Origin of the sequence: Streptomyces hilarionis, from assembly GCF_024539675.1 — a bacterium.
Taxonomy (GTDB): domain Bacteria; phylum Actinomycetota; class Actinomycetes; order Streptomycetales; family Streptomycetaceae; genus Streptomyces; species Streptomyces hilarionis.
Genome location: NZ_JAHHIT010000063.1, coordinates 1 through 21,213 on the forward strand (window position 1 = coordinate 1; position 21,213 = coordinate 21,213).

Annotated in this window: 15 protein-coding genes; 11 read left to right on the plus strand and 4 right to left on the minus strand. The window is 73.6% G+C overall.

The window, feature by feature from the left end:
• Nucleotides 1-197 precede the first annotated feature (197 nt).
• Nucleotides 198-434: a hypothetical protein gene (locus tag KMS84_RS16495; RefSeq protein WP_256916977.1), complete on the plus strand. Its 237-nt coding sequence runs from the start codon at nt 198-200 to the stop codon at nt 432-434.
• Between the two features lie 191 nt (nt 435-625).
• Here KMS84_RS16495 and KMS84_RS16500 read toward each other — a convergent pair whose 3' ends face one another.
• The gene (locus KMS84_RS16500) at nt 626-1,021 is read right to left on the minus strand and encodes a cell division protein SepF (RefSeq protein WP_256916979.1); all 396 of its coding nucleotides are present in this window, start codon (nt 1,019-1,021) and stop codon (nt 626-628) included.
• Nucleotides 1,022-1,195: 174 nt separating this feature from the next.
• Nucleotides 1,196-1,711 carry a YceI family protein gene (locus tag KMS84_RS16505; protein WP_256916980.1) on the minus strand — a complete coding sequence of 172 codons (516 nt, stop codon included), beginning with the start codon at nt 1,709-1,711 and terminating at the stop codon, nt 1,196-1,198.
• Between the two features lie 115 nt (nt 1,712-1,826).
• On the opposite strand from KMS84_RS16505, the gene KMS84_RS16510 reads away from it, so the two are divergent.
• Entirely contained in the window at nt 1,827-2,447 is a 621-nt protein-coding gene (locus KMS84_RS16510; RefSeq protein WP_256916981.1) for a MarR family winged helix-turn-helix transcriptional regulator, read from the plus strand.
• Between the two features lie 31 nt (nt 2,448-2,478).
• On the opposite strand, the gene KMS84_RS16515 is transcribed toward KMS84_RS16510, so the two are convergent.
• Together KMS84_RS16515 and KMS84_RS16520 are read right to left on the minus strand one after the other, a co-directional pair.
• Entirely contained in the window at nt 2,479-4,137 is a 1,659-nt protein-coding gene (locus KMS84_RS16515) for an MFS transporter (protein WP_256916982.1), read from the minus strand.
• Nucleotides 4,138-4,590: 453 nt separating this feature from the next.
• A complete protein-coding gene (locus tag KMS84_RS16520) occupies nt 4,591-5,280 on the minus strand; it encodes a TetR/AcrR family transcriptional regulator (RefSeq protein ID WP_256916983.1) in 690 nt (229 codons plus the stop codon).
• Nucleotides 5,281-6,046: 766 nt separating this feature from the next.
• On the opposite strand from KMS84_RS16520, the gene KMS84_RS16525 reads away from it, so the two are divergent.
• The 9 genes from KMS84_RS16525 (at nt 6,047) to KMS84_RS16565 (ending at nt 21,203) form a co-directional block, all read left to right on the plus strand.
• Nucleotides 6,047-6,403 carry a hypothetical protein gene (locus tag KMS84_RS16525; RefSeq protein WP_256916984.1) on the plus strand — a complete coding sequence of 119 codons (357 nt, stop codon included), beginning with the start codon at nt 6,047-6,049 and terminating at the stop codon, nt 6,401-6,403.
• A gap of 1,628 nt (nt 6,404-8,031) precedes the next feature.
• A complete protein-coding gene (locus tag KMS84_RS16530; RefSeq protein WP_256916985.1) occupies nt 8,032-9,510 on the plus strand; it encodes a sugar transferase in 1,479 nt (492 codons plus the stop codon).
• A gap of 82 nt (nt 9,511-9,592) precedes the next feature.
• On the plus strand, nt 9,593-10,918 hold the full coding sequence (locus KMS84_RS16535) for a nucleotide sugar dehydrogenase (RefSeq protein ID WP_256916986.1): 1,326 nt from the start codon (nt 9,593-9,595) through the stop codon (nt 10,916-10,918).
• Nucleotides 10,908-12,179 (plus strand): glycosyltransferase family 4 protein, encoded by a 1,272-nt coding sequence (locus KMS84_RS16540; RefSeq protein ID WP_256916987.1) that lies wholly within the window; start codon nt 10,908-10,910, stop codon nt 12,177-12,179. Before KMS84_RS16535 ends, KMS84_RS16540 begins: the two co-directional genes overlap by 11 nt.
• Entirely contained in the window at nt 12,169-13,542 is a 1,374-nt protein-coding gene (locus KMS84_RS16545) for a Wzz/FepE/Etk N-terminal domain-containing protein (protein WP_256916988.1), read from the plus strand. The genes KMS84_RS16540 and KMS84_RS16545 overlap by 11 nt, the downstream gene beginning before the upstream one ends.
• Nucleotides 13,539-15,092: a Wzz/FepE/Etk N-terminal domain-containing protein gene (locus KMS84_RS16550; RefSeq protein WP_256916989.1), complete on the plus strand. Its 1,554-nt coding sequence runs from the start codon at nt 13,539-13,541 to the stop codon at nt 15,090-15,092. Before KMS84_RS16545 ends, KMS84_RS16550 begins: the two co-directional genes overlap by 4 nt.
• A 3-nt stretch (nt 15,093-15,095) precedes the next feature.
• Nucleotides 15,096-17,021 carry an asparagine synthase (glutamine-hydrolyzing) gene (gene asnB / locus KMS84_RS16555; protein WP_256916990.1) on the plus strand — a complete coding sequence of 642 codons (1,926 nt, stop codon included), beginning with the start codon at nt 15,096-15,098 and terminating at the stop codon, nt 17,019-17,021.
• 25 nt (nt 17,022-17,046) lie between these two features.
• Nucleotides 17,047-19,242: a bi-domain-containing oxidoreductase gene (locus KMS84_RS16560; RefSeq protein ID WP_256916991.1), complete on the plus strand. Its 2,196-nt coding sequence runs from the start codon at nt 17,047-17,049 to the stop codon at nt 19,240-19,242.
• Nucleotides 19,239-21,203: a heparinase II/III family protein gene (locus tag KMS84_RS16565; protein WP_256916992.1), complete on the plus strand. Its 1,965-nt coding sequence runs from the start codon at nt 19,239-19,241 to the stop codon at nt 21,201-21,203. The genes KMS84_RS16560 and KMS84_RS16565 overlap by 4 nt, the downstream gene beginning before the upstream one ends.
• The last annotated feature ends 10 nt before the right edge of the window (nt 21,204-21,213 follow it).

The following is a 21,213-nucleotide window of genomic DNA, read 5'->3' on the forward strand; positions in this document are numbered from 1 at the left end:
GGCCGGGACGGGGGTCGGGGCCGGAAACCGCTGCGGGTGCGGGTGCGGGATCGGCCGCGGAGGCGTCGGGGGGCGAGGGTGGGCGTGCGGGAGCGGTCGCCGTGTCGGGAGAGCCGGCCCGCGGGGAGCGTTCCCTCTCCCGGTGCGGGCCGGGGAGGGGCGTCGCCCGCGGGTCGGCGCCGCACGAGGCGCAGCGCATGCCGGAGGACGACGAGGGACCGGGCGTCGTGGCGCCGAGGGGGCCGGCGGACCGGTTCGGCGGGACCTCGACGGGTGAGGCCTGGGCGGGCACCGTGGCGAAGGCGTGCCCGGGCGACGAGCCGTCGGTCCCGAGGGGAGGTGACGTCGGGGCGGGACAGCGCGCCGAGGACGCGGCGGCGGAGGGCGGCGGGAGCGCGGAGGAGGGGGGCGGCGAGGGCATATGCGGACGCTAGGGCTCCGCTGCCGGGCGAACCGTTCCGCCCGGGCAAGCTTCCTACGATCGGGCGATCGCGGGGCCCGGGCGGAGCCCCGCGCCCGGTCCGCCGGGGCCGTCGGGCACGGCCCGTCGAGCCCACCCGGCCGTCCGCCGCCGGCCGGGCCCGCCGGGGCGGCCCGGGAGCCCCGTGCGCGAGGCCGTCCCGGCTCAGAGGCCGGGCGCGCCCGCCCCTTCCATGAGTCCGCTCACCTCGGTGCCCGGCGGGGTGAGGAGGAAGACGTTGCGGTCGACCCGGTGCATACCGCTGGCCAGGCCGAACACCACCCCGGTGGAGAAGTCGAGGACGCGCTTGGCGGTGTCGGTCTCGGCTCCCGTCAGGTCGAGCAGCACCGGGATGCCCGACATCAGCGTCTCGGCGACCTCGCGCGCGTCCGCGAAGACGTTGACCCGCAACACGACGAAGCGCCGCCTGGTCTCCGTCTCGGCGTCCGGCAGCGAGCGGTGGTCCACCGCCGACGGCCACGCGTCCCGGCCGCGCAACGGAACGACCTGAGCGAGCCCTTCCCACTGTTCATCGGTGACGTCGTAACGGTTCACCGGCACCCCCCGAACTGACTCGCCTTCAATGCATGCACCAGTCAATTCTTACGCCAAGTCACCCGTTCGGCCCAACAGCGACACGGTCCGCCACCGGTCGGGATGCCGATCGCCGCGCCGGGGCGCCGGCCCGCACGCCGGGAAGCGAGGGTGACGAGCAGGGAGTCCGGGGGCGGCGCGTCAGGCCGAAGTGCGCGTGAACCGGAGCGCGGCGGTGACGGCGGTCAGGCCGCGGAGCATGCCCAGCTGGTTCCAGCCCAGGCCGAACTCGCTGCGGTCCACGGTGAATTCGGCCTCCAGGGTGACCGCGTCGGCGTCCGCCCGGGTCAGGCGCGCGGTGAAGGACTGCGGGCGGCTGATGCCGCGCACGGTGAGCTGCCCGGAGACCTGCACCGTCGCGTCGGCGCCCACCTCCGCCGAGCGCACCACGAAGGTGATCTCGGGGTGGTTGTCGGCGTCGAAGAAGTCCGGGCCGCGCAGGTGTGCGTCGCGCTTGGCGTTCTTCGTGTCGAGGGAGGCCACGGCGAGGGTCAGGGCGCCGGTGACGGATCCGTCCGCAGCGACCTCGCCGCCTCCGGTGACAGCGGTGAAGTCGCCCTTGACGGTGACGAGGCTCCACATCGTCTTCTGCTTCAGGGCGACCGTGGACGCGCCCGCGTCGAGTTGCCACTGTCCGGTCTGCACGGCGACGGTCATGACCGTCCTCCTCGATGGTCCAAATTTGGATGATGCTGCCGCGACCACGCTAGTGGGTAATCCAATTCTGAACAACCAAGTCGTGCAAATTTGGACCACGGATACAATCGACGCCATGGCAGACCCCGCTCACACCCCCGCCGACCTGCCCGCGTGCCCCTCCGCGCAGGGCGGCGGCGCGGGCCTGCTGCCCCCCGAGCTGCGCGGCTGGATGCTGCTCCTCGCCGCGACCGGGGCGGTGGAACAGCGGCTGCGCTCCGTGGTCAAGGAGCACCTGGACGTCTCGCACGACGAGTTCCTGGTGCTGTGCCTGCTCGCCGAGCAGTCCGGCGAGGGCCTGCGCATGACACACGTGGCGGAGCTGCTGGGCCGCCCCAAGACCCGTCTGACCTATCAGGTCGCCTGCCTCCAGCACGCCGGACTCGTGACCCGCAAGACGGTCTGCGGCGACCGGCGCGGCGTGGAGATCGCCCTCACCGACAAGGCGCGCGGGCTGCTGCGGGAGGCTTCCGCCACGCTCTCGGAGACGGTCACGGAGGCCCTGGCCCACGTCATGGGACCGGAACAGTGCGCCGCCCTGAGCGGACTGCTGCCGGAGGCCGGAGCCGGGCCGGGCGCGGAGCCGAAGACGGAGACGGCCCCCGCGCCGACGGGGCGGCGGGGGCCGGAAGGGGAGCACGAGCCGGGGCAGGAGCGCGAGGACGCCGTCCTCGACGGCGCCCCGCGGCCGGCCTGACCGACGAAGCCCCCGGTCGCGTCCGACCGGGCTAGCGAGCGTCCGTGTACGCGCCGGTCCGGTTCCCGGTCGGCCGCCCGGCGCGCTCCGGCTGCTCGTCGGCCTGCTCCGTCCGCCGGGCGTCGGCCGCCTGCCGGGCCGCCGCGGCCTTGCGGCCCGGCAGGACCGCGAAGACGATCATGGTGCCGGCGGCCATGATGATCCCGCCGATCAGACTGGTCTGGGCGACGCCGTGGGCGAAGGCCTGGTGCACGGCCTCGACCACGGTCTGCGCCTGCCGCGCCCCGCCGGCGGGGTCCTGCGCGACCTGCCGGGCGACCGCGAGGCCGCCGCCCACCGAGTCCTTGGCGGTCTCCAGCGCGGCGGCGGGGAGCCGATCCCCGACCAGGCCGGTGAGCTCGTCGCGGTAGGCGGTGCCGAGGAGCGAGCCGAGGATCGCGATGCCGAGCGAACCGCCCAGCTCCAGCGCGGTGTCGTTGGCGCCGCCGCCGACGCCCAGCTCGCTCTCCGGGAACGAGCCCATGATCGTGTCGGTGGCCGGGGACACGCTCAGGCCGATGGCGAAGCCCAGCATCGCCATCGGGGCGAGGAAGTCCGCGTAGGTGGAAGCCGGGTCGATCCGGGTGAGCAGGAAGACTCCCCCGGTGCCGATCGCCATGCCGGCGACGACCAGCGCCTTCACGCCGAGCTTCGGGGTCAGCCAACCGGTCGCCGCGGCGCCGGCGAACACGGCCCCGGCCAGCGGGAGCAGCCGGACGCCGGTCTCCAGGGCGTCGTACCCGAGCACGAACTGGAGGAACTGCGTGGCGTAGTAGATCGCGCCGAAGGTGCCGAAGAAGAAGAACAGCACCGCGAGCATGGAGCCGCTGAAGGGGCGGAGCCGGAACCTGCGCACGTCCAGCATGGGGTGCGGGTGGCGCAGCTCCCAGGCCACGAACGCGGCCAGGCCGATCCCGGCGACGACGGCGGCGGTGACCGGACCGGCGCCCCAGCCGAAGTGCGGGCCCTCGATCGTCGCGTAGACGAGCGAGCCGACGGAGACGATCGACAGCAGACCGCCGACGTAGTCGATGCGCCCCATGTCCGCCGCCCTGGACGGCGGGACCAGGGCGAGCGCGCCGATCACGGCGAGCAGCGCGACGGGGACGTTGACCAGGAACGTCGATCCCCAGGAGTGGTCGCGCAGCAGTTGGCCGGCGACGAGCGGGCCGACGGCGATCGCGAGGCCCGAGGTCGCCGTCCAGGCCGTGACGGCCCTGGCCCGCTCCCCCTTCGGGAAGATCGCCACCAGCAGGGAGAGCGTGGCCGGCATGACGACGGCGGCGCCGACGCCCATGACCGACCGGGCCGCGATGACCAGGCCGGTCTCGTCGACCAGGCTGCCCATCACCGAGCCTGCGCCGAAGATCACCAGACCGGTCAGGAGCGCCCCGCGCCGGCTGTACTTGTCGCCGAGCGAACCCAGCAGGAGCATCAGCGCCGCGTACGGGACCGTGTAGCCGTCGATGACCCATTGCAGGTCGCTGCTGCTGAGGCCGAGGTCGGCGGTCATCGCCGGGGCGGCCACGATCAGCGAGGTGTTCGCCATGACCACGATCAGCAGGCTCAGACAGAGGACGAGCAACGCCCACCAGCGCCGGGCGTACGGTCCCGCCGTCTTCTCGACGGGTGACTTGGCAAGGAAGGACATGAGGGCTCCTGGCTCCTGGACGACGAGATAATTGCCCATCGACGTGCAGATTAATTTATTGCCCGTTGACGTGCAAATAACGGGTCGCATCTGTTCGGAGGAAGGGCAGAGGAGTGCACAGAAGCCGGGGAAACCTGAGGAGCCGGGGAAACCGCTGAGCCGCCGCGTCGGACGAGCCGGAGGAAGGCCACGGCGCGGGCCGCCGGGGCGGATCACCGGCGGGGACCTCGATGGCGAGGGAGCGGAAGCGCTGCCCGCTCCCGCACGGGATGGCCGAAGCACGGCCGATGAGCGGCCCCTGCCCGGCCCCTGCACGGCCGAAGGGCTGCCGAAGCGCGGCCGAAGGATGCGGTCGAGCGGACGAGGAACGCGAACGGGTGACCGACAGCCCCGGAGGGGGGACGGCAGTTCCGCTCGCGGGGCGCAACGCGGGGCGAGCGTCGCCCCGGACCGTCAGTCGGCGGAACCGCGCGGCCGCGTGCGGGCCGTCGCCGCCGGGGGCCGGGCCTCCGCGGTCGCGGCCGCGGTGCGCACGACGTCGTCCACGACGGCTCGGGCGTCGCGCTCCGGCACCCCGGCCGCGACGAGGGTGGCGACGGCGACGCGCGTCCCGTCGTCCTCCAGCGCGCCGCGGTTGATCTGCTCCAGGAGCGCGATGTGCATCCCCTCCAGACCGGCGCTCAGCACGGCGGGCGGCAGGTGCGCATGGAAGACGCCGTCCCGCTGCCCCCGGGCCAGGATCGCCGTGACCTCGTCGCGGGCGGGAGCGAGGATGCCCGCCACCCGCTCCACGCCCAGGTCGCGCTGGGCCAGGGCGAGGAGCAGCCGGTAGCGGTCGCCCACCGGCCAGATGGAGCACACGAAGTGCGCGAGGGCCCGCTCGGCGGGCGCGTCGGGCCGCGCCGCCGCCTCCAGCACGCCCCGCAACGCCTCCGACGCCTCCTCGGCGAGCGCCTCCAGCAGTGCCGCCCGGCCGGGGAAGTGACCGAAGAGCGTACGGCGCACGACACCGGAGGCCCGGGCGATCTCCTCCAGCGTGACGTCCGGGTTCCGGCCGAGTTCCTGTCGGGCCGTGGCCAGGATGCGAGCCCGGTTGGACCGCGAATTGCGCCGCTGCGGCTCGCGGGCCACGGAGTGGGACACGGGAAACCTCGGTGGTTCGGGACGGACGAACGGGGGGCCATTGTGGCGGACGTCCATCCCGACGGCGAGCCCGGGGGCGTCCGTGTCCGACGCGGGCCGCCGTGGCCGGGAAGCAAGGGCGCGGCGCATGGTCGAGGGGCCCCGTTGCCGTGTCGGCATCGGGGCCCCGAAGGAGCTGCTACACCATCTGCCGGGCTTGACGCGCCGGCCCGTGTTGTCCGCGGACCCGACCGAGACGCTGTCGGGGGCGCGGGGATCGCTGTTGCCTGACCGGAGACCACCTCACTGTCGATGTCCTGCGGTACCCGGGTTCGTTGCCTGTTCCCCGGGCGATCCTGATGGCGTTGACGTCCTCCGCTCTTCCCTCGGATCCGATCACTTCACTTGCCTGCACTGCTCGCGGCGGCCCCTGATCACTACAGGCCGCCCGGTGCGGTCGTCAGTCCCGTCGCCGTCCTGCGAGAACCCTGGCTTCGCGACTCCACCACCGCACCGCCTTGCGGACCGCCGACCAGCAGGTATCGCTCCCCCGGCGCTCACTCTCCGCCGGGCCCTGCTCGACTGCGGCTACGAGTGAAACCATAATCAAGCCTCTGCACAATGTCTACTACGACGGCTACAGATTTCCGGGCGCTGGAAGGGGAGGTAACCCACCGCGACCGGCTCGCCGCCGTCGGCCCGTCCGACGGCGGGAACGGGTGGGTCCGCGCGGTCCGGTGGACCTACCGCCCGGCCGGGTGGACGACCGGTGCATACAATCTGTCCCGTGTCGAAGCCTGACGAACTGCTGGTCGCCGTCGCCGCCCTGGTGGAGTCCGAGCAGAGCAACCAGATGTCCCTGACCGTGGTCACCGGTGGTGCCGTCATCACCGGGCGCCTGGCTCCCGAGGCGGTGTGGAGAGAGCGGGTGTCGGAAGTGCTGACGAATTCGGACCGCCTGGGCGAGTTCTCCGCCGTCTTCGCCACACCCGGGCCGAAGGGCCCGCCCACGCACCTGCACTTCCACGTCGCCCGGATCCTCCAGGGCACGGTCGGGATCCCGGAGACGGGCGGCATGTACCGCGTCGCGATCGAGGACGTCAGCGCCTGGACCGCGGGCGACTTCAGCTACTCCGACCGCTGAGCGAACACCGGGCGGGCCCGGAAGCGGTCCGGCCCGGACTCGGCAGCGGTCCGCCGCGGGCCCGGAAGCGGTCCGAGGCCGCGTGGTCACGGGCCGCACCGACACCGCCGAGCCGTCGCCGGACGGTGCGCACCGACCCGGCGGCCACGGTCGACGGCGAGGGCCGGGCCGGGGCGGCGGGGTGCACCGCCGCCGACCGGCAGGCGGCCTCGCGCCCGCCCGGCAGCGGTCCGGTGCGGGCCCGGTGCGGTCCGGTGCGGCGGGCCCGGCGCGGCGGGTTCGAGCGAGCCCGCGCGGCCGGACCCGCACCCGCACCCGGCCGGCGAGGGGCCCCCGGCGCACCGCACGGCCGTGCCCCGGCCGTCATCCAGGGCCGGCGCTCACGGCCGTCCACGGACCGGCCTGCGACCGCCTGCCACGGTCTGCCGTGGACCGCCCGGCCACGACATGCCCGGCGGACGACGTCGACGACGACCGCCGCCGCGCGGTCGAAGTCGACCGGATCGAGGGACGGGGCGCGCGCCGATAGGCTCGCGCCGGGCTGTTGGATTTCGCGCCTTTCCCACCTTGACGCTCGGAGAGCGCTCCGCACCGCGGGCGTCGTCGCCGTGGGGCCGCGCTCGCCGCCGACGCGGAACGGCCCCCAGGTGTCATCGATTCACTCCCCCGAGTTCACCGGCCGGGGCGAAGCGCATAGGCGATCTCGAATTCCGGGATCGGCCGAGGCGGCGCCCATGATGTTATGGAATATGCCGCATACATATCCAGGCCGCCGACGGCGACGCCCGCACGAGGAATCCCCGCGCATTGTGCGGGTCGGAATCCCCGGATCAGGCCCTGGCCAGGGAGGCATTCGGTCAATCTGCACGACGCGATCGAGCCGGACGACGCCCGTCACCGCACGCGGGTCACCTCACCCGCCCGAGCCTGCCTCCCTCGCCCCCCGCCGACCGCCCCGGCGCGACTGTCGACACGCCGTCGTCGAACGGGGCGTCCCGACAGGCGTGTTGAGCGGGTCGAACGAAGCGGTGACGGCAGCCGCGCGGGAGCCGCGCCCAGGGGCCCGACGGACCGCTGGAGCCGGTGGTGACGGCGGGGCGCCGAGAGGCGGCCACCGGCCGATGGATCAAGAACCAAAGCTTAAGCACAAATTACACACATCCTCTCTTCATACTGGCTGTGATGGTCTAGATTGACCTTGCTTCAGCCGTTCGGACATGAGGCGACGCGTAAATGATCAATAGGTCCGGCATCGGGAAAAGCCTGTAGTCGCTTCCCCGCGCCGGACGCAGGGGGAGTCGATTCACGGAACCCGAGAGAGCCTTGAGTGCGGGGAGCACCCGGGGTTCCGAGGGGTTTCCGCGCACCTCGAGACTCTGACGGCACCGTCATGTCCGTTGCCGCCGGAGCGGGTTACTCGAGTGACTCCGTACTGACCGGTATCCGGTCATGTCGTGCGCGGGAGGCGGGGGCCTCCCGAGGGGAGGGACAGCGCGGCGCGGGAGGCGGGGGCCTCCCGGGGGAGCGACAGCGCGGGAGGCGGGGGCCTCCCGAGGGGAGGACAGTGCGGGAGGCGGGGGCCTCCCGGCGGCGAACACGTCGACATCACTGGGAACCTGGGGGGTTCTGTGCGGCAAGGGGAATTGGTCAGCCCGTTTCCGTCGGCACACGGTCGTCTGGCGAACGGAGTGGGCAGCCGGCCCGCGAGCGGCTGGGAGCAGCGGTACCGCCGTACCGTCATCACCAGCGACACCGTGGCCACCGCCTTCGTGGTGGCGGGGATCGGCAACTTCTTCGGGGCCCGCGACGCGGCCAACTGGCACGAGAAGTGGGGGATCCTCGCGTTCGGCACCGAAGTGCTCGTGCTGGGGGCGCTGGCGGTGAGCCGGGCCTGGGCTCCGGCCGTGCTCGGCCAGGGCGCCGAGGAGTTCCGCCGGCTCGGACGCTCGCTGTTCGCGGCGACCGTCGTCCTGGCGCTCGGCGGGATCGCCCTCACCTCGCGCAACATCAAGCTCTGGATCTTCGTCGCGATCCCGGCGATCGCGCTGGTCACCATGACGGCGAGGTACGTGCTGCGCCTCGGCCTGCACAAACAGCGCAAGGAAGGACGGTGCCTGCGACCGGTGCTCGCCGCCGGGAGCCCGGACACCGTCCGCGACCTGATCACCCGGACCCGCAAGTTCCCGCACCTCGGCTGGCGGGTGGACGCGGTGTGCACGACGGACGGCTCGGTGCTCGACGGCGACCTGGTGGACGGAGTGCCGGTCGTCGGCCGGCTGACGGACGTCGCCAAGCACGTCCACGCCGACGGCTACCGCGTCGTCGCGGTCACACCGCACCCGCACTGGTCGCCGCAGCGGCTGCAACGGCTGGCCTGGAACCTGGAGGGCAGCGACGCCGAGATGGTCGTCGCGCCCGTGCTGATGGAGGTGGCCGGCCCGCGGCTGCACATCGACGCCGTACTGGGCATCCCGCTGCTGCGGGTCAGCATGCCGACCTTCACCGGAGGCCGCCGGGCGGTCAAGGGAGTCGTCGACCGGCTGGGCGCCGCGCTCCTGCTGGTCGTGTTCGCCCCGCTCATGGCGGGCGTCGGGCTGCTCGTGCTGCTGGACAGCCGGGGCGGGGTGTTCTACCGGCAGCGCAGAGTCGGCAAGGACGGCGGCGAGTTCACCATCCTCAAGTTCCGCACCATGGTCGCCGGCGCCGACCGGGCGCGTGACGAGCTGGCCGGCCTCAACGAGGGGGCCGGCCCGCTGTTCAAGATGCGCCGCGATCCCCGGGTGACCCGGGTCGGAGCGGTGCTGCGCCGGTACTCGATCGACGAGCTGCCGCAGCTGTTCAACGTGCTCACCGGATCGATGTCGCTCGTCGGTCCGCGGCCCCCGCTGCCCGAGGAGTCCGCCGCCTACGGCCCGGACATCCGGCGGCGGTTGCTGGTCAAGCCGGGACTCACCGGACTGTGGCAGATCAGCGGGCGCAGCGACCTGTCGTGGGAGGAGGCGGTCCGGCTGGACCTGCGGTACGTCGAGGACTGGTCGCTCGCCCTGGACACGGTGATCTTGTGGAAGACGCTGCGTGCGGTGCTCTACGGGCAGGGGGCCTACTGATGGGCGGGGTGGCGCAACTCAACGTTTTCGCCGGTGCGCGGAGCGCGGACCCGAGCGGGTCCGCCTGGGGGAGGAACGGGTCATGAGAGTCAGCGTTTTCGGGCTCGGCTACGTGGGCTGCGTGTCGGCCGCGTGCCTGGCCGGCATGGGGCACGACGTCGTCGGCGTCGACGTGAACCAGGTGAAGGTCGACCTGGTCAACGACGGCAAGGCGCCGGTGGTCGAGGAGCGGATCGGCGAGCTCATCGCCGAGGTCGTGCGCACCGGAGCCCTGCGCGCCACCGTCGACGTGGGCGAGGCCGTCAGGGACAGCGACGTGTCGCTGGTCTGCGTGGGCACGCCCTCGGAGCCCAACGGCAGCCTGTGCACCACCTATCTGGAGCGGGTCACCGAGCAGATCGGCGCCGCGCTCGCCGCGAAGGGCGACGCGGGAGGCCGGCACACCGTCGTGTTCCGCAGCACCATGCTCCCGGGCACCTGTCTGAACCTGCTGGTGCCGATCCTGGAGAAGAACGTCGGCGGCACCGCCGGTGTGGACGTCGGTGTGGCGGTCAACCCGGAGTTCCTGCGCGAGGGCACCAGCGTGAAGGACTTCTTCGACCCGCCGAAGACCGTCGTCGGCGAGCTCGACCCGGCGAGCGGCGACGCGGTGCTGGCGCTGTACGAGGGCCTGCCCGGCGAGGTGTTCCGGGTGCCGGTGCCGACGGCCGAGGCGATCAAGTACGCGGACAACGCGTTCCACGGCCTCAAGATCGGTTTCGCGAACGAGCTCGGCGCGGTGTGCCAGGCGCTCGGCGTGGACTCGCACCAGGTGATGGACGTGTTCCTCGCCGACCGCAAGCTGAACATCAGCCCCGCCTATCTGCGGCCCGGCTTCGCCTTCGGCGGTTCCTGCCTGCCCAAGGACCTGCGCAGCCTGGTGCACGCCGCGCAGCGGGCCGACGTCTCGGTGCCGATCCTGTCCCATGTGCTGCCCTCCAACGCCGACCACCTCCAGCGCGCGGTGGAGCTGGTCGAGCGGACCGGGAAGCGCCGGGCGGGTCTGTTCGGGCTGTCGTTCAAGCCCGGCACCGACGACCTCCGCGAGAGCCCGCTGGTCGAACTGGCGGAGCGGCTCTTCGGCAAGGGGTACGACCTGAAGATCTACGACGCCAACGTGAGCCTGTCGCGGCTGCTCGGGGCGAACCGCGAGTACATCGAGACCCGGCTGCCGCATCTCGCGCAACTCCTCGCGGACTCCGTCGAGGAGGTGCTCGACCACGCCGACGTGTGCCTGGTCGGGACGAAGGATCCGGCCGTGCTGGCGGCGCTGCCGCACGGCGACGCCCCGGTGATCATCGATCTCGTCCATCTTCCCGACGCCGACGCGCGCCGGGCCGAACAGGGGTACGTGGGCCTTGCCTGGTGACACGGGAAGCGGCGACCGGCCGGGCCGGCGCGCGCTGATCCTGGTGGAGAACCTGTCCGTGCCGTTCGACCGGCGCGTGTGGCAGGAGTGCACGACGCTGCGCGACGCGGGCTGGACGGTGCACGTCATCTGTCCGCAGGGGAGCAAGCGGGACACGGAGCCGGAGGCCGTGATCGACGGCGTGCGGATCCACCGCTACCCGCTGCGCGCGGCCACGGGCGGGCCGGCCGGCTATCTGCGCGAGTACGGGACGGCGTTGTGGCACACCCTCCGGCTGGCCCGCAAGGTCGGCCCGGTCGACGTGGTGCACGCCTGCAACCCGCCCGACCTGCTGTTCCTGCCCGCCCTGTGGCTCAAGCGGCGCGGGGCGCGGTTCGTCTTCGACCAGCACGACCTGGTGCCCGAGCTGTACCTGTCCCGCTTCGGCCGCGGCAAGGACCTGCTCTACCGCGCCGTGTGCGCGCTGGAACGGCGGACCTACCGGGCCGCGGACGTCGTGATCGCCACCAACGAGAGCTACCGTGACGTCGCGGTGCGCCGCGGCGGCAAGCGGCCGGCGGACGTCTTCGTGGTGCGCAGCGCGCCCGACGTCGAGCGGTTCCACCCGGTGCCGCCCGAGCCGGAGTTGAAGCGCGGCAAGCCTCATCTGCTGTGCTATCTCGGCGTGATGGGTCCGCAGGACGGGGTCGACTACGCCCTGCGGGCGCTGGCGAAGCTGCGCGACGAGGTCGGGCGGACCGACTGGCACGCGGTGTTCGTCGGCGGCGGCGACACCTTCGACGCGATGGTGGAGCTCGCCGGGCGGCTCGGGCTCTCGGAGCAGGTGCAGTTCACCGGGCGCATCCCGGACGCCGACCTGGTGCGCTACCTGTCCACCGCGGACGTCTGCCTCTCCCCCGACCCGCACAACCCGCTCAACGACGTGTCCACCATGAACAAGGTCCTCGAGTACATGGTGATGGGCCGGCCGATGGTCTCGTTCGAGCTGCGGGAGGCGCGCGTCTCCGCGGGCGAGGCCGCCCTGTACGCGCCGGCGAACGACGAGAGCGAGTTCGCCCGGCTCGTCGGGGTGCTGCTCGACGATCCGGAGAAGCGGGCCCTGATGGGCAAGACCGGCCAGGAGCGGATCGGCTCCACGCTGTCCTGGCGGAACTCCCAGCGCGCGCTGCTGGCGGCCTACGCCGCCGCCGTCCGCGACCGGTCCCCGGTGACCGCGCGCGACCCGGACCGGGCAGGGGAAGGCCGCACCATTGAGCGATGACACGATACGCCTGGTCACCATCGGGCGGATCATCCGTCGGCGCTGGCGGCTGCTGGCCCTGTTCGCCCTGGTGGGCGCCCTCGTCGGGTACGGCGTCTCCGCCCTGTTCCCGCCGCGCTACACGACCTCGGCGTCGGTGCTGCTGCCGGGGACGTGGGAGGAGCGCGAGCTGCTGACCCAGACGGAGGTCGCCACCAGTTCGGTGGTGGTCGACCGGGCGGCCGCCAAGCTCGGCTGGGCCGGGGTGAGCGGCAGCGACCTGCGGGACCAGGTCGCCGCCAAGGCCACCGACGGGAACATCATCAAGATCTCCGGCACGGCGGAGACGCCCGAGCGCGCCCAGCGGCTCTCCGACCAGGTCGCCAGGGAGTTCGTCTCCTACGCCACCCGGATCGCGAGCGACACCGCCGACCCGGGGGCGGCCGAGGAACTCGCCGCGCTCCAGCAGTCGGTGCAGGACACCAGCCGGCGCATCAGCAAGCTCGCCGATGCGACCGATCCCGGGGACTCGGTCGAGAGCGTGCAGACCCGCACCGAGCTGGAGAAGCTGCGCACCGCGCTGCGGGAGGCCATCAGCACCATCAAGCAGGCCGACCCGGCCGACGACGAGGCGAAGAACATGGTCGTCATGGGATCGGCGGCCCGGCCGACCGGCGAGGCGCCGCCGACGCGGACGCAGCTGGTCGCGGGCGGAGCGCTGCTGTTCTTCCTCGTCTCGGTCATCGGCCACCTCACGGTCGCGCGCAGGAGCAGGCGGCTGCGCGGCGAGACGGAGATCACCGCGGCGCTGGGCTCGGCCCTGCTGGGCACCGTCGACGTCCCCGTCGAGCGGACGGCGACCACGCGGGGCCGTGGTGTGCGGGCCCGGCTGCGCCGGCTGCTGGGCACGGACGTCCGGTGGGACATCCCGGCCCCGCAGACCTCCGGCGACGAGGCCAGCAGGCGGATCCGCTACCGGCGGGTGTGCTCCCGTCTTCGGGAGCGGTCGCCGTCCCCGCAGCGGCTGCTGGTCGTCTTCCCCGAGGGGGACGAGATCGCCGGCCGGGCCGCCGGGCAGCTCGTCGTCGAGGCCGGCGGAGAGCCGGGCCTGCGGGCGGTCGCGGTCCCGGTGTCCCGGCCGATGGTGCCGGACCGCGGCCACGAGTCGGGCGCGCTGGTCGTGGTCAGCGCCGGCAGCTGGACCGCGCCGGACCTCGCCGGCATCGCCGAGGCGTGCGCGGACGCCAAGCACGCGGTCGTCGGCGTCGTGCTCGCCGGTCCGGTGCGGGCGACGCGGTCGGCCGACCGTGCGCGGCGTGCCGCCGCACCTGCGCTCGAGAGCCTCGAGGGCGAACTGGACGACGCGACAGGAGTCACAGGGTGACGACGAGTACGACCGCGGAGTCGTCGGCCGCCGCTCCGCTGCTGGATCTTCAGGCCCTGGTGGCGGCGGTGCGCAGACGCCGCCGTCTGTGGGCCTCCCTCGCGCTGCTGGGCGTGCTCGGGGGCGCGGCGGCGGGGTTCGCGCTGCCGCAGCCGCCGACCGCGGTGACCAAGATCCTGGTCGCGCACGAGGAGGACCAGCCGAACGACCCCGGCACGCTGATCCGCACCGACGTGGCCCTGCTCCAGACCACGCGGATCGCCGGCCAGGCCCTGAAGTCCCTCGGGTCCGCGGAGAAGGCCGAGGACTTCATGCGGGACTACAGCGGTGCCGGACTGACCAACAACGTGTTGCAGATCACCGTCACCGGCGCGAGCGAGGCGCAGGCGGTGGCCCGCGCCAAGGCGTTGGCCGACGCGTTCGTCGCGGACCATGTGAAGCGGATCCGCGAGGCCTCGAAGGCCGAGGCCAAGGCCCTGCTCGACCAGCGTGACCAGTTGAAGGCACAACTGGCCCAGGTCAACAAGGCGATCGGGGACGGGACCGGGGAGAGCGGGCCGCAGTCGTCGGCGGACCTGGAGTCCCTCTACGCCCGCCGGGCCGAACTCACCTCGCAGATCACCGACTTCAGCCAGCGCGCCGCGGAGGCGAGCATCGGCACCCCCCGGCTCGTCGCCGGCACGCAGATCGTGGACGCCCCGTACGCGGTGCGCGGCTCGCTGCCCCGGGCCGCCGCCACCGACGCCGGGATCGGGCTGTTCCTCGGGCTGTTCCTCGGGCTCGCGGTGGCCGCGGTCGGCGCGGTGGTGGCGGACCGTCCGGTGCTGCGCCGGGACATCGCCGCGAACCTCGGCGCCTCCGTCGTCGCCGAACTGCCCCACCGGACGGGCGGGCGATGGCGGCGCCGCCGGGACCGGGTGGCACGCGAACGGCTCACCACGTCCCTGACCCGCACCGTGCACGGCTCCGTGGAGCCCGTGTCGCTGCTGGAACTGGGCTGCGCGCGCGAGACGAGCGGGATCGCCCTGGACCTCGCCGGGGCACTGGCGGCGGACGGGCCGGTGACCGTCGTCGACGGTCTGCCCGGCCGGCAGCTCTCCGGCCGCCGCCCGAAGCCGGGCGACCCGGCCGTGGTCGGCGGCGAGCGTGCCGCGGCCCTGCCGCCCGGGGAGCGCCGGCTCGGCGTCGGCTCGGTGGCGCCCGGCGCCGCGTGGACCGACCTCCAGTACCTCGGCACGCGGACCGTGCTCGTGGTGCGGGCCGGGCACGGCAGCGCCGCGTGGCTGCACACCGTGGCACGGCAGCTGGCGGACCAGCGCATCGCGGTTGCCGGGGTGGTGCTCATCGACCCCGATCCGCGGGACCGGACCGACGGCACGCTGTGGAACGGGCTGCACACCGCGCTGCGCGGCCACGGCGAGCGGCCGGCCCGGCACAACGGCGGGGCCGCCTCCCCCGCCGTCCAGGCAGTGGGCGAGGCACGGCGGGGGACGGAGCGGTCGCCGATGTGGGCGGCACGGGTCCCGGACAGCGACCAGGAGGCGCGGTAGCACATGTGTGGCATCGCAGGCACGTACCGGTGGCCGGACGGGAAGGCCGTGACCGACCGGCTCACCGAGACCCTGGCCCACCGCGGGCCGGACGGGGCGGGCCGTTACGGCCACCCCCTCGGCGACGGCGAGGTGCAGCTCGGGCACCGCCGGCTGGCCATCGTCGACCTGTCCGAGACGGGCGCCCAGCCGATGGTGTCCGACGGCCTCGTCCTGACGTACAACGGCGAGCTGTACAACGCGCCCGAGCTGCGCGCCGAACTGGCCGCCTCGGGGGTGCGCTTCCGCGGCACCTCCGACACCGAGGTGCTGCTGGAGGCCTGGCGGCGCTGGGGCACGGACTGTCTCCCCCGGCTGCGCGGCATGTTCGCGTTCGGGATCTTCGACGAGCGGACCGGTGAGCTGGTGCTCGCCCGCGACCAGCTCGGCATCAAGCCGCTGTTCCTGCTGCGGCGCGGCGAGGGGCTGGTGTTCGCCTCGGAGCTGAAGGCGCTGGCCGCCGTCACCGGCGGGTCGCTGGAGGTGGACCACGCGGCGCTGGTGGCGTCGCTGCTGTACTACTGGGTGCCCGACTCGCGGTGCGCGTTCCGCGAGGCGGAGAAGCTGCCGCCGGGGACCTGGCTGCGCTGCCGGCCCGACGGCCGGGTGGACCGCGGCCGGTTCTGGAACCTGCGGGACGTCGCCGCCGAGGGCGCGGAGCGCGCCCGCGGCGGGGAGCTGCCGGACATCGCCGCCGTCGTCGAGGAGTCGACCCGGCGTCATCTGCTCTCCGACGTGCCGGTGGCGACCTTCCTGTCGGGCGGTCTCGACTCCAGCTACCTGACCGCGCTGGCGGCGCGCGAGCGGCCCGGGATCTCCGCCTACACGATCGGGTTCCGCGCCGAGGACGCCCGGTTCGAGGCGATGCCGGACGACCTGCGCTACGCCCGGCAGGTGGCCGAGCGGTTCGGCGTCGACCTGCACGAGATCGAGATCGCCCCGGACGTGCTGGACCTGCTGCCGCGGATGACGTACCACCTGGACGAGCCGATCGGCGACCCGGCCGCGATCAACACGTTCCTGATCTGCTCGGCCGCCCGGGAGGCCGGGGTCAAGGTGATGCTGTCGGGCATGGGCGCCGACGAGCTGTTCGCCGGGTACCGCAAGCACCTGGCCAACCTGCTCGCCGTGCGCTACCAGCGCGTCCCGCGGCCGCTGCGGCGCGGTCTGTCGACGGCCGTGGACCGGCTGCCGGTCGCCTCGGCCCGCCGGGGCTACCGGTCGGTGCGCTTCGCCAAGCGGTTCCTGTCCTTCGCCGACCTGCCGGAGGAGACGGCGTTCCGGCGCAGCTACACGATGTACGACCAGGACGAGCTGCTGGCCCTGATCGATCCGGACCTGGCCGGGACGGTGGACGACGTGCTGACCGAGCACGCGGACGTCTACCGGGACAACGACCTCGACGATTTCGTCAACCGCATGTGCCTGGGCGACTCCCGGATGTTCCTGCCGGGCCTGAACCTCGCCTACACCGACCGGTCGAGCATGGCCGCGTCGACGGAGGTGCGGGTGCCGTACGTGGACGTCGACGTGGTCAGGGCGGCGTTCGCCGTGCCCGGCGACCGCAAGATCGTCGGACGGCAGGGCAAGTCCGTCCTGAAGGAGGCGGCCTGCTCGGTCCTGCCCCGGGAGATCGTGTACCGGCCCAAGGGCCTGTTCAGCGCCCCGCTGCGGGCGTGGATGAGCCGTGACCTGGCCCCGCTGGTGCGCGAGGTCGTCAACGACGGCGAGCTCGTCCGCTCCGGGTTCCTGCGCCGCGACGCGCTGCGGCGGATGGTCGCCGAGGACGCCGCCGGACAGCAGGACTACTCCAAGCATCTGTGGCATGTGCTGACCCTCGAGTACTGGTATCGCGGCGCGGCCTCCGGGCCGGGCCCGACCGCACCCTGACGGCGTAGAGACAAGAGGACTTCGGGTGAAACAGGTTGTGCAGAACTACAAGAGCGGCGAGCTGGCGCTGCTCGACGTGCCGGCGCCGGGGTGCAAGCCGGGGGGTGTGCTGGTCCGCAGCGCCTACTCGTTGATCTCGACCGGCACCGAGCTCATGAAGGTGTCCGAGGCGGGCATGTCGATGGTGGGCAAGGCCCGCTCCCGGCCCGACCAGGTGGCCAAGGTCGTGCAGAGCGTCGCCGCCAACGGAGTGCCCGCCACCTACCGCAAGGTGATGGGCAAGCTGGACTCCTACACGCCGCTGGGCTACTCGCTGTGCGGGGTGGTCGAGCAGGTCGGCGCGGGCATCGACGACGTGAAGGCCGGCGACCTGGTGGCCTGCGCCGGCAACGAGCACGCGCTGCACGCCGAGCTGAACTGGGTGCCCAAGAACCTCTACGCCCCGGTGCCGGACGGCCTCGCGCCGCGGCACGCGGCCTTCGGCACGGTCGGGTCGATCGCGCTCCAGGGCGTCCGCCAGGGCGAGCCGCAGCTCGGCGAGGTGGCGCTGGTCGTCGGCCTCGGGCTGATCGGGCAGCTGGTGGTGCAGCTCCTGACCGCCTCGGGCGTCCGCGTCGTCGGCGCCGACCCCGACCCGGCGCGCTGCGAACTCGCCGAGCGGCTGGGCGCGGCGGCCTGCGGCGACCCGGGCTCCACGGCCGTGGAGAACGCCGTCGCCGAGCTCACCGGCTGGCACGGCGTGGACCAGGTGTACCTGGCGGCCGGCGGCGGCAGCAACCAGCCCGTCGAGCTGGCGGCCCGGCTGAGCCGGGACCGCGGCCGGGTCGTGGACATCGGCAAGTGCCGCCTCGACCTGCCGTGGAACGCGTACTACGAGAAGGAGCTCGACGTCCGGTTCTCCCGCAGCTACGGCCCCGGTCGCTACGACCCGTCGTACGAGCTGGAGGGGCGCGACTACCCGATCGGCTACGTGCGCTGGACCGAGCGCCGCAACCTGGCGTGCTTCCTCGACCTGGCCGCCCGCGGCCGCGTCGACGTGGAGCCCCTGATCTCCCATGTGGCCGACTTCGACGACGCCGTCGAGACGTACCGGCGCCTCAAGGACGGCGAACTCAAGGCCGTGGCCGTGCTCTTCCGGTACCCCGGGCAGACGGAGGCGGCGCCCGCCGCGGCGCGGACCCCGGCGGTGACCGTGCCCGAGGTCCGGCGCTCCGGCGGCGCGGCCCCCGCCCGGGCCCGGGCCGTGAAGTCGCCGGTGCGTCTGGCGTTCGTCGGCGCGGGCAACTACGCGACGTCGATGCTGCTGCCGCACCTGGCGCAGCGCGAGGGCGTCGAGCTGGCCACGGTCGTCACCACGACGGCGCTGTCCGCGGCCAACGCGCAGCGCAAGTTCGGCTTCGGCCGTGCCACCACCGATCTCGACGCCGTGCTCGGCGACGACTCGGTGGACGCCGTGTTCGTCGTGACCCGGCACAGCTCGCACGCCGACCTGACGCGCAAGGCGCTGCTGGCCGGCAAGACGGTGTTCGTGGAGAAGCCGCTCGCGCTCGACCAGGACGAACTGGCCGGTGTGCTCGCGACGGTGGAGGAGTCCGGCAACGACCGGCTCCAGGTGGGCTTCAACCGCCGGTTCGCCCCGCTGCTCCAGGAGGCCAAGAAGCAGTTCGGCGTGCGGACCGGCCCGGCGAGCCTGCGCTACCTGGTCAACGCGGGCCGTCTCGACCACGGCAGCTGGTACCTGCGGCAGGGCACCGAGGGCTCGCGGTTCGCCGGCGAGGGCGGCCACTTCGTCGACACGGCGAGCTGGCTCCTCGGGGCCGACCCGGTCTCGGTGTACGCGGTCGCCACCCCCGGCAACGAGGACCTCCAGGTCGTGCTGCGCTACCCGGACGGGTCGACGGCGACGATCAGCTACGTCACCACCGGTGCGTCCGGGTTCCCCAAGGAGACGCTGGACCTCGTCGCGGACGGCAGGGTGCTGCGGCTCGACGACTTCGTCCGCGCCTCGGTCCACAGCCGGAAGCGGTGGGTCAGTTCACGGCTGCCCAAGGCCCGGGACAAGGGCCAGGCCGCCGAACTGGCCGCGTTCGTGCGGGCGGTGCGCACCGGCGGTCCGATGCCGGTGCCGCTGGAGTCGCTGGTGGCGACCACGGCGGCCACCCTCGCCGTGCAGACGGCCCTGACCGGCGGCGCGCCGGTGACGCTGGCGCGGTCGCGATGACGGTGAGCGCGGGGAGCCCGGGCTGGTACCTGCGGCGGCTGTCCCGGATGGGGCCGCGGGAGGTCGGCGGCCGGGTGGGCGACACGTGGCGCAGGCGACGGTGGCGGCGGGCCGCGCCGCCGCACGCGCCGGCCGTGACCGGCGCCCGGTTCACGGCGGTGCTGCCCGCGGGCACGCTCGACGCGGTGGAGCCGGACGCCGTGAAGCGCCTCGTCGCCGCGGCGGACCGGCTGATGGCCGGGCACGCCGAGTTCTTCGGCGTGGTGCGCGACGACATGACCGACCCGGACTGGCGGCTGGACCCGAAGACCGGGCGCCGGGCCCCGTGGGGGTACGCCTTCGACGTGCCCTACCGCGACGAGGAGGCCGTCGGCGACATCAAGCAGATCTGGGAGCCGTCGCGGCACCAGTACCTCACCGTCCTGGCCGCCGCCTACGCGGCCACCGGCGACGAGCGGTACGCGGAGCGGGTGGCCGCGCACCTGCGGTCGTGGTGGGCGGCCAACACGCCGCTGCGCGGGGTGCACTGGACCAGCGGCATCGAGCTGGGCATCCGGCTGCTGTCCTGGGTGTGGGTCCGCCGGCTGCTCGACGGCTGGCCGGGCGCGGCCGCCCTGTTCGAGGGCAACCCGGTGGCCCTGAACCAGATCTGGCACCACCAGCGCTGGCTGGCCGCGTTCCCCAGCCGGGGGTCGTCGGCCAACAACCACGTCGTCGCCGAGGCCGCCGGGCAGTTCGCCGCGGCCTGCGCGTTCGGGTGGTTCCCGTCCTCGCCGCGCTGGCGGGCCGACGCGCTGCGCTCGCTCGAACGGCAGCTGCGCGCCAACACCTTCGGTTCCGGTCTCAACCGCGAGCTGGCCACCGAGTACCACGGGCTCGTCCTCGAACTCGGCCTGGCCGCGGTGGCCGAGGCCGATGCCGCGGGCGTCGCGGTGCCGGCCCCGGTCCGCCTGGTGCTGCTGCGGATGACCGACGCGCTCGCGGCCGTCGTGGACGACCGGCTGCGCCCCCCGCGTCAGGGGGACGCGGACGACGGGTACGGGCTGGTCGTGGACGGCCCGGACACCGACCGCTGGGCCTCCCTGCTGGCCACCGGGGAGGCCGTGTTCGGCCGGCTCGACTGGTGGCCGACGGTGGCCGGCGCCGATGTGCGCACCCCGCTGCTGGCCGCGCTCGTGCGGCCGTACGCGAAGGGCGCGCCCGCGGTGTCCCGCCCGGCGAGCCGGCCGGCGCACTTCGCCGACGCAGGCCTGACGATCCTGCGCGGCCCGGACGGGATCTGGTGCCGCTGCGACGGCGGCCCGCACGGGTTCCTGTCGATCGCGGCGCACGCCCACGCGGACGCGCTGTCCGTGGAGGTCCGGCACGACGGGGTCGACGTGCTCGCCGACCCGGGGACGTACTGCTACCACGGGCAGCCGGAGTGGCGGCGGTACTTCCGCTCCACCCTCGGCCACAACACCCTGGAGCTCGACGGCCGTGACCAGTCCGTCTCCGGCGGCCCGTTCCTGTGGACCCGGCACGCCGGGACCCGGGTCCTGAGCGTGGAAGCGTCCGGTGAGGACACGGCCTCCTGGTCCGCCGAGCACGACGGCTACGAGGGCTCCGTGCACCGCCGCCGGGTGGAACTGACGTCCGCTCGGCGGGAGTTGCGGGTGGTCGACGAGGTCCGCGGCCCGCGCCGGGCCGTGCGCCTGGCGTTCCACCTCGGCCCGGCGGTCTCGGCCGAACTGGCGGGGAACCGGGCGGTGCTGACCTGGACGCGGGACGGCGAGGAGCGCTCCGCGGTGCTCGACCTGCCCGGGGAGCTGTCCTGGACGGCGCACCGCGGGGAGAGCGCACCGCCGCTGGGCTGGTACTCCGCCGGGTTCGGGCGCAGGGAGCCCGCCACCACGCTGGTCGGCGCGGGCTTCACCGACAGCACGGAGGGCTTCACCACCGTGCTCGGGTTCCAGGGTTAGGAAGGGGGGA

Bases quoted from the DNA above. Each gene is read 5' to 3' on its own strand.
- KMS84_RS16495 (WP_256916977.1), top strand. From the start codon at position 198: ATGCCGGAGGACGACGAGGGACCGGGCGTCGTGGCGCCGAGGGGGCCG.
- asnB (WP_256916990.1), top strand. From the start codon at position 15,096: ATGTGTGGCATCGCAGGCACGTACCGGTGGCCGGACGGGAAGGCCGTG.
- KMS84_RS16565 (WP_256916992.1), top strand. From the start codon at position 19,239: ATGACGGTGAGCGCGGGGAGCCCGGGCTGGTACCTGCGGCGGCTGTCC.
- KMS84_RS16510 (WP_256916981.1), top strand. From the start codon at position 1,827: ATGGCAGACCCCGCTCACACCCCCGCCGACCTGCCCGCGTGCCCCTCC.
- KMS84_RS16515 (WP_256916982.1), bottom strand. From the start codon at position 4,137: ATGTCCTTCCTTGCCAAGTCACCCGTCGAGAAGACGGCGGGACCGTAC.
- KMS84_RS16505 (WP_256916980.1), bottom strand. From the start codon at position 1,711: ATGACCGTCGCCGTGCAGACCGGACAGTGGCAACTCGACGCGGGCGCG.
- KMS84_RS16535 (WP_256916986.1), top strand. From the start codon at position 9,593: ATGAGAGTCAGCGTTTTCGGGCTCGGCTACGTGGGCTGCGTGTCGGCC.